Source organism: Pseudomonas sp. MWU13-3659, assembly GCF_023757525.1.
GTDB classification, from domain to species: Bacteria; Pseudomonadota; Gammaproteobacteria; order Pseudomonadales; family Pseudomonadaceae; genus Aquipseudomonas; species Aquipseudomonas entomophila_E.
On sequence record NZ_JAMSHW010000115.1, the window covers coordinates 1 to 419 of the forward strand.

The window sequence follows — 419 nt, forward strand, 5'->3', positions numbered from 1 at the left end:
CGGGATCAGGTTGGCCGGAACCTGCACCTGCCGGCTGTGGCCCAGGGTGGCCGCCAGCGCCGCTACCGTCGGCTGGCCGAACAGCGTGCGCACGTCGGCTTGCAGGCCGGCCTGGCGCAGGCGTGCGGTCAGGCTCACGGCCAGCAGCGAATGGCCGCCCAGCTCGAAGAAGTTGTCGTGGCGACCCACTTGCTCGACACCCAGCAGTTGCGCCCAGATATCGGCCAGCAAGCGCTCGGTCTCACCCTGTGGTGCTTCGTATTCACGCCCCTGCACGTCCGGCACCGGCAGCGCCTTGCGGTCAGGCTTGCCATTGGGGGTCAATGGCATCGCATCGAGGTGGATGAACAGTGCCGGCACCATGTATTCCGGCAACTGCGCCAGCAACACGGCGCGCAGGTGATCGGCGGCCTGTGGCT

Annotated in this window: 1 protein-coding gene; it reads right to left on the reverse strand. The window is 68.0% G+C overall.

The window, feature by feature from the left end; translation table 11 throughout:
- Positions 1-419, reverse strand: a 419-nt coding sequence (locus tag NGM28_RS28560) for a phosphopantetheine-binding protein (RefSeq protein WP_252092560.1), incomplete at both ends; no start/stop codon positions are given.